Consider the following 9611-nt stretch of genomic DNA (forward strand, 5'->3'; position numbering starts at 1 on the left):
AAATCATAGAGTATTGAAAACATAGAAAATAAGAACAAAAAATGCTCTAATTTTTAGAAAAAATCTAGGACCCTAAAATATTTGAAAACTTTCCTTTTTATTCAGTTCTTCATTGATAGAATTTAAATAAGAAAAAAATAAATTTTGTAATTGTGGCTGTAAATGTGCCTCAGGCTCTTCAATAATTAATGATAAAAAAAGTGAATCTTCTTGTTCTTTTAGAATAGAAAGTCTACTTAATAAAATAGACATATAAATTATATTATTATATCCCAAACCATTTTGATTTAACTCTAAAGACGAACTGAAATTGTTTATTAAAGGTATAATAATTTTTAAATTTTTACAATACTCTTCAAAATCTTTAGATAAAGAAGTTATCCCAATATTTAAATTATTATCATCAAATGTCAAATTTGTCAAATGATTATTAATATATTCTTCATTTACATCTTCAACAAAATCTAAAAAGGAGCTATTCTGAATTCTATTATTTAAATCATCAATCATTTTGTCTTTATCATATTCTTCTGAAAATTTTTTCTCATCAATATCTGATAAAAATTGTCCTAAAATATTAAATCTTCCAGGACTTAAATATTTTTTAGCATCTCTTAAAGCACCTAAATAAACATTAATAAATAATTGGAAAATTTCATTAGGTATATTCTGACCTTCATTTTCCCCACCCCAAATAGTACTATTGATTTTTCCTATAGGTGATTTATTGTTTAAATTAAACCTAAAATGAATATCTAAAGCATCTGTATTAGCATTATATAACTCTATAAAACATGCTCTTTCGTAGTCATTATTAATACTAAATGATAAATCAAATTCAATGTCTTCAGAAGGACAATATATATTAAAATCTTTTTTAGATACTCTTAATGCATTATGTTCTTTAAAACTCAAACAAATACGAAGAGCATCTAAAACTGATGTTTTACCTGCATTATTTTCACCAATTAAAATATTAATACCTGAACTAAAATTTAATGTAGTTTCTTTGATTCCTCTGAAATTTTTTATCCTAAAAGTTTTTAAATACATTTTATCCCTTATAAAAATAAAAAAACATTTAATTTTCTCTAATAAAAGGCATGTTGTCTATTTTATCTAAATCATTCTTTAATGCATAATATGCATACATAGAAAAAAGAGCAGAAATAACAGATAAGATAAAACCCTTTTTTATACTATTTTCAAGTTCTTTATATACAAAATTAGTTTTATTAGCCAAAATTTTTGGAGTCTTTACCTCAGACAAGCTACCCACCTTTATTAAAAATTTAAAATAGAAAATATTAATGTTGATATTTTTATATTTATTACTAATTAAAGTTTTATAATTTTATAATGTTATTTCAAATTTGAAATTATATAAATAGTTAAATTAAATTCATTTTCTTAAAATATAGGGCTTGTAAAAAAGTTTAGGCTTAAAAATACAAATTTGTTGTTTATTTAATAGATAAAGTAGTTAAAAATAAATTTAAGCCTATAAAATTTTAAAGTCCCCAAAATGTAAAGAAAAATGGAAAAAATAATTTTAAAAAAATCATATTTAAAATGTTAAATATACTATAAAAAATAACATAAATATATGAAATTTACTATTAATTAAAGTTTAAATAATTAATAAAATATAAAAATTAATATGAAATCTATTAGTTTAAAATCTGTCCCTTTAATAATAAGTAGTATAATAATAATTTTTATAATTTTGTTTTTCTTAAATATAATTAAAGAAAACAACATTTCATTATCTTTATCCATAATTTCAATTATCATTTCATTATATACAATATACAAAACTGACGAACAACTTAATAAACAAATTAACACATCTAAAGAATTGTTATTAGAAGAATTATTATTTGATAAAAAACAAGAAGCTGTTTTATTATTAATTAAGGAACTTGACAAATATAAAACAGTTATTGATACTGAATACATTAATTCACATGACAAAGAAATCTATTATAATACTCTAGAAGAAGTGGAATATTTCATAACAAATATTGTAAATTTTATTCATAACATAAAATTCTCATTACATTTCAATTATTATTCTAAAGAAGTACAAGAATTAATAGATAAATTTATTGATTATTCCAATGAGCACTTCGATAAAGAATATTTTGAAATGTCTGATACCCCATTTAAAGATAATAAAGATTATATAGAATCACTAGATTTATTAAAAGAAATATATAATAATTTAAAAAAAGAAATAGGAAAAACTGTTTAAATTTTGAAATATATCAAGATTTTTCCTCATTTATACGTTCAAGAATCTCATGAATAATTTCCTCAACAGTAAATTTTTTAGTAGATAATGCTCTTATCAAAGGAATAGATCCATCAAATTTTTCTAAATCTTCAATAGTTAAATCATGTAAGATAGGTAATACTTTTTCTTCATCATAAAAATCTAAAAATATGTTATCATATTCATAATTAGTCCATTTACTTTTAAAAAAATCTTCTGAAAATATTACAACTGCATAATTACTACTTTTTATACCCTTACTAATCCTTTTTCTTAAATTATGACCTATTTTTACAATATCATCATCATACCATACAGATAAACCTTTTTGTTTTAATAAATTAACAAATTCTTTCACAAAATCTTCCTTATCTTCAGATGAGTGAGAAACAAAAATATCATATTCTTTTTTATTAATAGATTTATTTTTATTATTAGAATCACTATTAAAATTTGAACCTTCAATAATACTAAATAGCTTATTAAATTCTTCTGAAATTATTTTTCTTCTCTCTTTATATCCTCCTTGTGATTGCATATAATATCTAAAATGCTTTGGATTTCTTTTCAAGAAAATAGGCATATCTTTAAAATAATTACAAGTTAAAAATTTTTTACGAAACAATGAATATTCTTCAAAACCATCTTTTTTTAAATTTTCAGTAGCTAAATCAATCAATAAATCTTCAAATCTTTCAAGAAAGTTTTCAATTTGGTTAACATTATAACTATTATCTGAATCAAAATTTTTTATAGTTTCATAATCGTATAATCTTTCAAAACCTTTATAAATCAAATCTCTTCTTTCTTTATAACCCCCTATTTCTTGCATATATGCTCTAAAAAATTGAGGTTTACGATTTTTTATTATGAAATCTGGAATAAAATCTTTTAAATAATCATAAGATAATAATTTTTTTCTATATATTATGTAATCATTAGATTCATTTTCATTATATGTAGCCAAATCAATTAATAAATCTTCAAATCTTTTTAAAAAAATTTCTAAATCCTCCATTTTAACACAACCTAATCTATCCTAAAATTTAATAACATCACTTTCATTATAAATATCAATCCAAGAGAATACTGAAACATTAAAAATTTTTAATTACCCTATATTTTCTATTAAAAATTTGCATTGAAAATTATTCAAATACATATACTAATCAACTTTAAAGTTAAATAATTATTCTTATCTGAAACAACACATTTGTAAAAAAGATTTTATTAATTAGGAAAATATAAATTTAATAAAATTAGTATCAATCATTCCTAATTCATTAGATAAATTTCCATTTAATCATTTTATTCACTTTAATCCATTTAGTTAATATATATGTAAGTTGTGAATATAAATTTGCTACCTATAGAAAGTATAGTTTTAAAAAAAGGCTTTGTTGAAATCCTTATTTTGTAATTAATGGAATTGATTTGTGGATGTTATACATCAAACATTGAATTTAGTTTCTTTATTTGATAAATTAGTATCTTTACTTCTATTAATTCCACCAAATATCCTTTTAATCATACTAAATACACTTTCAAGATTGTTTCACTTTGAATATATTGGTTTACGGAAAACATACCACTCATCTTTCTGAAATTACCTGTTTTGACTCTTTTTCTATTGGAATGATTTTAAAAGCATTTATTTCTTCATTAATAACCATTCGTATGTTTTCAAATCATGCTCTATCTGCAACAATACAATGTGGTTTATTGCTTCATATTGCTTAAAACATGAAATTGTAAAAGATACATCATGTTTTTGGCCTCTTTGAGCTTGTAAAGACAATATTAAATGAGTGTCAGCATAGATTATAATGTGGTATTTTGTGTAGCTGTAAAGTTGAATAATAGGAAACTTTCTGAACTTTAAAATCCTATGGATTTCACTTGAAAGTTCAGTTACTTCACAAATTTCTCCGTAAGTTAAATTTAAATAAGTTTTTATACATAATATTATGAATTCAGATACATTTTTGTAAGTATGATTGGAATACTTACTGTAATAATTTGAAAATATCATTTTAGCATAATCAAATGCCTAAATGATAAAACACTCTAATTTATTCTTGTTAAATTTACTTTTAAGATCTTTAATCATCCTTTCAATGCAAGATTTTACTGGATTTTCTAATTTAAAATCCGAAAGATTTAATTGTAATGAATGAGCAAAATAAGATTGGAAATTAATATTTTTGAGTACACAATAATATTTATTTCCTTTTTTTAGTAAATATAGCTTATTATTTTTCATTTTTTGATTTAAAATAATATTTCAAAGGTAACTTAATTTAAAATATTGCTAGAACTTTATATTTAATTTAGAGCGACTTGAAAATTTTTTTGGTTTATGTGCATTCTAAAGTGAAAAATGATTTCAAGAAAGTGGTTATTTAATAAAAAAAATTCATAAATATAAAAAATTTCATTGCTTTTAATATAATTCCTAAACCTAATCCACCTAATAGTCCTGTAGAGAATCTAAGTTTATTATTACTAAGTCTTAACTCAAACAATTGAGTAGTTCCATCAATTGCTGCAGGTAAAAGAAGGATTAATGCAAAGATAATTAATTCCAGATTATAGTTTACATAATAAAAATAAGTGTATGTAAAATAGATTATTAAACTAATATAGAATCCAGTGCATCTTGCACAAACTGGAAACTGACTGTTTCCTATAAAAAAACTTCTTTCAGGGATTCTATGACATATTAATCTAGTCAAATCCATTTTACCACCTAATATTAAAAATTTATTCTTCTAAGGATCACAAAATTTACAAGGAACTTTTCCTGCACTGATTGCCTCATCACGACTGCTATAGTATCTTCTATTGTATTCTTTTATTCTACTTGCATGTCCACAAGAAGCTCTGTGAAACTTATTAGAGTTTTTACTTGCTACATATGATCCGCCAGTAACTGGTTCACTATCATCATTGTAACTAGAGGAACCAGAAGAACTAGAATAACTATCAGAACTATCAGAACTGCTACTTGAATCATCTGTTAAAGAGGCCTTACTACTATCCGAGCTTGAATCATTAGAATCTGAATCAGTTGTTTCATTTTCACCACTAGCCTCTTCAGTTGAATTATCATCTTCACTAATATCATCTACAGTAGTACCATTATAGGAGTTATAATCTTCATAATTTGCTGTATTTTGATCGGGGGTCATTAAAGAGCCTATAGCTCCAAGAAGAGATATTCCAATACAGCAACAAACTATAATGGATAAAAGCTTTTCACCTGTGCTCCATCCTTTCCATTTATTAAATATACTATCTGAATTAATAGCATTTTCCCTAAGATTCGTAGATATATTCTTTTGATTATTATTTGAATTCCATCTATCTCCACTGCTTGATTTTAAATCATTCCTGCTAGATGAATTAAGCCTTGATGAATAGTCTGCCTTTTGGCCACAGTTAGGACAAAACTTCACATCTTCAGCTAATTTTTCACCACAATTATTACAAAACATTTCATCACCCAAAATATTATGAAAATTAAATAAAAATAAAAATGAGATAATTAAGACTTATACTATAACTTAGCAATTTGACCTAAAATAATTGCCCTAATAAGATAACCCTCTAAATCTAAAGTTTGTTTTCTTTTGTCTAGTGTAAAAGTCATACTATGCTTGTTGGTTTTTGTAAAGTATTCCACTTTCTGTTTATTTTCTCTTTGAACAGAAATGCCATCTTTAAATATGTTTATAGATAGTATCTTTTTTAAATCAATATTGACAGATTTTTTACTTCCAAGAAATATTAGTCTTTTATTAGTTATGACAAATATTCCACTATCTATTGCCATTATTTCATCATGCGAAACACTTCGACTTTGCCCTCCACCTGAATGGACTCTAAGTCCTTTAGCTACTCTAAATGAAGCACCTGAACCAGTGCTTCTTGATACTCTCACAGCACGAGCTTCACTTAATGTTATATGAGGCAGGCTAAGATAAGCTTCTTCATTCTTTTTTAGGATAACTGGAGAGTCTATGGTTTTTAAATCAATTTCACCTTTAGTTAATCCTTGAATAACTAATTCTAAATCTTGTTTTCGTTCTAATTCTTTTTCTTTTTCTTTTTGAATTGCCAATTGATTATCCCTTTCTTTTTGATCTTTATCTGACAATCCTCCACTAGCTATTCTTATCCATTCTTCTTTAGTTAGTGTTTTTGAATTATATAATTCCCACATATGGTTATTTTTATCATAAATATCAGTTAGTTTAAATTCATTTCCATATTTTTCAAGGCTTAGTCCGCAATTAGTACAGAAGTAGGCCCATTTATCTGATAAAAATGATTTTTTATTTAGATGAATAAAGCTGTTTTTATGACAGTTAAAACATTCTGTTTCTTCCGTTATACTGTAATCACTATACTTTTGAGGAACTTGAATAGTGCTTTGATTATTTGATAGTTGCTTATTGTTGGTGTTATTTAATTGGGCGGCATTCTTATGATTTTGATTGGGATCGTTATTATCTGAATTTGTATTTCTTAAATCCATATCACCACCAAAATATTTACCGCAATTTATACAAAAATTAGCATCATCCATATTTTCAAACCCACACCCAGTACAAAACTTAGTCAAAACATCACCCGAATATTGTTTTTATATATACTATCTTTTGATTTTAATTTATTTAAAATTTCCTTATTAAGATCCTTTTTCAGTTGAAATTGAACATAGTCAGAAATTTCCAAGTCAATTAAAATTGAATATAAAGCTTTAAAAATCCTTAAAATTTAATTGAAATTAAAATAATAGTTAAATATTAAAAAATAATAAAAAGTAAATAATATTGACTAAAAATGGAAAGAAGCTTCTTATCTGTCCAAAATATTAATTCTCCAATCATATTTAGATAAAGAGCTGAATTTCACCAGCGCCTGAAAAAACCAGTATACTGTGCTTCATGAGTTAAAAACTTAGATATAAGCCTACCTTGATACATAATAATATCGGAATAGGACATCTTATTGCCATTAAACTCAACCTTACTATTAAGTTTGTCCATAATCTTAGCAATAACTAAGCGTCTAGACTTATCATTCATTAAGATAATGTTTCCATTATCTTCAAAATCATCTGGGTTAACTTGATTCTTATTTACTATTGAAAGAATAGTTTTATCAACTATCTGTTGTCTAAACTCTTCAATTAAGTCAAAAACTAAACTTGCCCTACCATAACGTTCAGAGTGTAAAAACCCACAATATGGATCAAGACCTGCAAGATAAATAGATTTCCAAATTTCACTTTCTACAACTGCATAGCCATAATTTAACAGTGAATTCACAGGATCTTGAGCACCTCTACCACTTCTACCTCTAAAATCCCATTTTTCATCTAAAACATCTGAAAATCCAGCCCAATATTCTACTGAGGCTTGGCCTTCAATACCCATAATCCTATTTCTGAGATTATCTGAGGTTTTATTATAAATCTTAGATAATTTTTCTAAGCTATCTGATAACTTATCTCTTTGATTAAGTAAAAAATCATTATCTTCTCTTGATTTAGCAAGAGTTCCGAGAACTGCTTTTTGATTTTCAATCTTTGCAATAATAAATGCTTTAGCTAAATAGCCGCTTCTTGAATCCATTAGTGAAAAATATTGTTCCTTTTTAACAATTGCATTCTTTCTATCTGGAGCTGATAGTCTATAATCTACATAGCCTCTCCAGTCAATAGATACGCAATCAATATCATGTTCAGCAAGTAAGCTTAATGCATCAAAAGTAATTGAACCTTTACCAGTTAATAATATTTGAGATATGTCTTTTGCTAAAAAATAGCCTTTTTCCTTACCATTCTCTTTAATGACAACTTGATTATCTCTTTTAGCTACTGATTTGCCAAAACCATCTATGACTAATTTCATTTAAAACACCCCATTAAATAATTGAAATTTATCTTCTCATTTGCTACTTAAGAAATAAATTAAATTCATAAAAAAGCATATTCCCACTTTTGAGGAAGAATCAAATCACCTTCTATAAAAACAGAATCAAGGCAAGATTCACATGTTGGAATTAATATTATACTATCTCTTTGTGAAGAGATAAAGAAATCAAATTCACTTGCTAAGTTTAAACGCTCATCAATTGATAAAAATCCGCAAAAGATAGATTTTTGTATACGGTGTAAGCCATAATGTTGTAATTTCTTTACAAAACTAGATCTTGTCGGATTATCTGTAATATCATACATGACAAAGACTAAAATATAAATCACCCCACTATTTGCACATAAGATAAGGATTTGGTAATATTTAAGTTTTTCTATTTTTTAGATGATAGAAATTGTTTAAGTTATTAAAAAAGAGTTTTTTGTTTTAGAGATATGAAAATTTACCTTATTTTATTGGAATAAACTCTGCAATACAAGCTCTGAAATAGGTTTAAATGAAAACATGAGAGTCACGTCACAATCCTTATTTTATTGGAATAAACCCTGCAACTTGTTAAGTATAATTATGTACTTAATACTATATAAATGTCACAATCCCTATTTTATGGCTCTTTCAAAAACTTTGTTGATGAACTTGATTAAGTTTTCTATTTTCATTCCAAATCAATCTCTGGGATAAATTCTCTTTAAAACACCAAAGAATAGTCTTAAAAGTTCTTTTTCTTGATTCAGACATAGTTTCTTAAAAAGCATATTTCAAGCTTATTAGTTCTAATCTCAATTTTCTTATCTTTTAAATGATAAATAAAGCTTTTATACCTTAGAAACAATAAATTTTCTTATAAATTTCAATAAAATAAGACATTATGAAATTCATTTTTTTACGATAAATTAAACCTTTGTAACTCTCTTTCAGCTTCATAAATAATATATTTAAATCAAAATAAATCCTCAATCATTTTTAATTAATCTCCACATTCTTTTATATTCTTCCCTTTTAGAAAGCTTATATTTCTCCCCCATTATTATCTTTTAATATTTTTTTATTCAAACTCTCTTTTTAGCATGAAAAAATACAATAATTGATGTTTAAAAAACCCTAATTTAGAAATTACCGAGCCATATTTTTTATCTAAATCTGTAGTAATAGCAACTTTATTCTTATTCATCGTAGATTCATTTAAAAACTTCATAACAATCGTTTTTCATCCTTCAAAATCATAAAAACTGCATCAACTACAATACAAATAGAAAACAGAATCTAATAGAGCATTGACGATATTTCCATTTTCCATTAACTTTTATCCCACCCACATATACAAATGGTATAAATAAACCTTGAACAACGACCTAAATCAAACTCTAAAAATGTTTTCATCAACAAAT

At 24.8% G+C, this 9611-nt stretch carries 12 protein-coding genes; 2 read left to right on the top strand and 10 right to left on the bottom strand.

Features of this window, described 5'->3' with window-relative positions; all coding sequences use genetic code 11:
• Positions 1–72: 72 nt before the first annotated feature.
• A complete protein-coding gene (locus BM020_RS09050; RefSeq protein WP_074798929.1) occupies positions 73–1053 on the bottom strand; it encodes an ATP-dependent nuclease in 981 nt (326 codons plus the stop codon).
• Between the two features lie 28 nt (positions 1054–1081).
• Positions 1082–1270 carry a phospholipase D-like domain-containing protein gene (locus BM020_RS09055; RefSeq protein ID WP_074798932.1) on the bottom strand — a complete coding sequence of 63 codons (189 nt, stop codon included), beginning with the start codon at positions 1268–1270 and terminating at the stop codon, positions 1082–1084.
• Positions 1271–1726: 456 nt separating this feature from the next.
• On the opposite strand from BM020_RS09055, the gene BM020_RS09060 reads away from it, so the two are divergent.
• A complete protein-coding gene (locus BM020_RS09060; RefSeq protein WP_143743991.1) occupies positions 1727–2254 on the top strand; it encodes a hypothetical protein in 528 nt (175 codons plus the stop codon).
• 13 nt (positions 2255–2267) lie between these two features.
• Here BM020_RS09060 and tcpO read toward each other — a convergent pair whose 3' ends face one another.
• Positions 2268–3293 (bottom strand): NAD(+) hydrolase TcpO, encoded by a 1026-nt coding sequence (tcpO, locus tag BM020_RS09065; protein ID WP_074798936.1) that lies wholly within the window; start codon positions 3291–3293, stop codon positions 2268–2270.
• Between the two features lie 542 nt (positions 3294–3835).
• Between tcpO and BM020_RS09515 the strand changes: the two genes are divergently transcribed.
• Complete coding sequence (locus tag BM020_RS09515) at positions 3836–4015, top strand: hypothetical protein (protein ID WP_143743992.1); 180 nt, start codon at positions 3836–3838, stop codon at positions 4013–4015.
• 662 nt (positions 4016–4677) lie between these two features.
• Here BM020_RS09515 and BM020_RS09075 read toward each other — a convergent pair.
• From BM020_RS09075 to BM020_RS09675, 7 genes are all read right to left on the bottom strand, one after another.
• A complete protein-coding gene (locus BM020_RS09075) occupies positions 4678–5016 on the bottom strand; it encodes a DUF2085 domain-containing protein (RefSeq protein ID WP_074798938.1) in 339 nt (112 codons plus the stop codon).
• Positions 5017–5046: 30 nt separating this feature from the next.
• The gene (locus BM020_RS09080; RefSeq protein WP_074798940.1) at positions 5047–5772 is read right to left on the bottom strand and encodes a zinc ribbon domain-containing protein; all 726 of its coding nucleotides are present in this window, start codon (positions 5770–5772) and stop codon (positions 5047–5049) included.
• Positions 5773–5834: 62 nt separating this feature from the next.
• Entirely contained in the window at positions 5835–6902 is a 1068-nt protein-coding gene (locus BM020_RS09085) for a hypothetical protein (protein WP_074798942.1), read from the bottom strand.
• A 289-nt stretch (positions 6903–7191) separates the two neighbouring features.
• Entirely contained in the window at positions 7192–8196 is a 1005-nt protein-coding gene (gene cas1 / locus BM020_RS09090) for a CRISPR-associated endonuclease Cas1 (RefSeq protein WP_074798943.1), read from the bottom strand.
• Positions 8197–8261: 65 nt separating this feature from the next.
• A complete protein-coding gene (gene cas2 / locus BM020_RS09095; RefSeq protein WP_067146342.1) occupies positions 8262–8525 on the bottom strand; it encodes a CRISPR-associated endonuclease Cas2 in 264 nt (87 codons plus the stop codon).
• 313 nt (positions 8526–8838) lie between these two features.
• Complete coding sequence (locus BM020_RS09935) at positions 8839–8961, bottom strand: hypothetical protein (RefSeq protein WP_256379541.1); 123 nt, start codon at positions 8959–8961, stop codon at positions 8839–8841.
• A 307-nt stretch (positions 8962–9268) separates the two neighbouring features.
• Positions 9269–9418, bottom strand: a complete 150-nt coding sequence (locus BM020_RS09675) for a hypothetical protein (protein ID WP_159428557.1) — start codon at positions 9416–9418, stop codon at positions 9269–9271.
• Positions 9419–9611: the final 193 nt, after the last annotated feature.

Origin of the sequence: Methanobrevibacter olleyae, assembly GCF_900114585.1 — an archaeon.
GTDB classification, from domain to species: Archaea; Methanobacteriota; Methanobacteria; order Methanobacteriales; family Methanobacteriaceae; genus Methanobrevibacter; species Methanobrevibacter olleyae.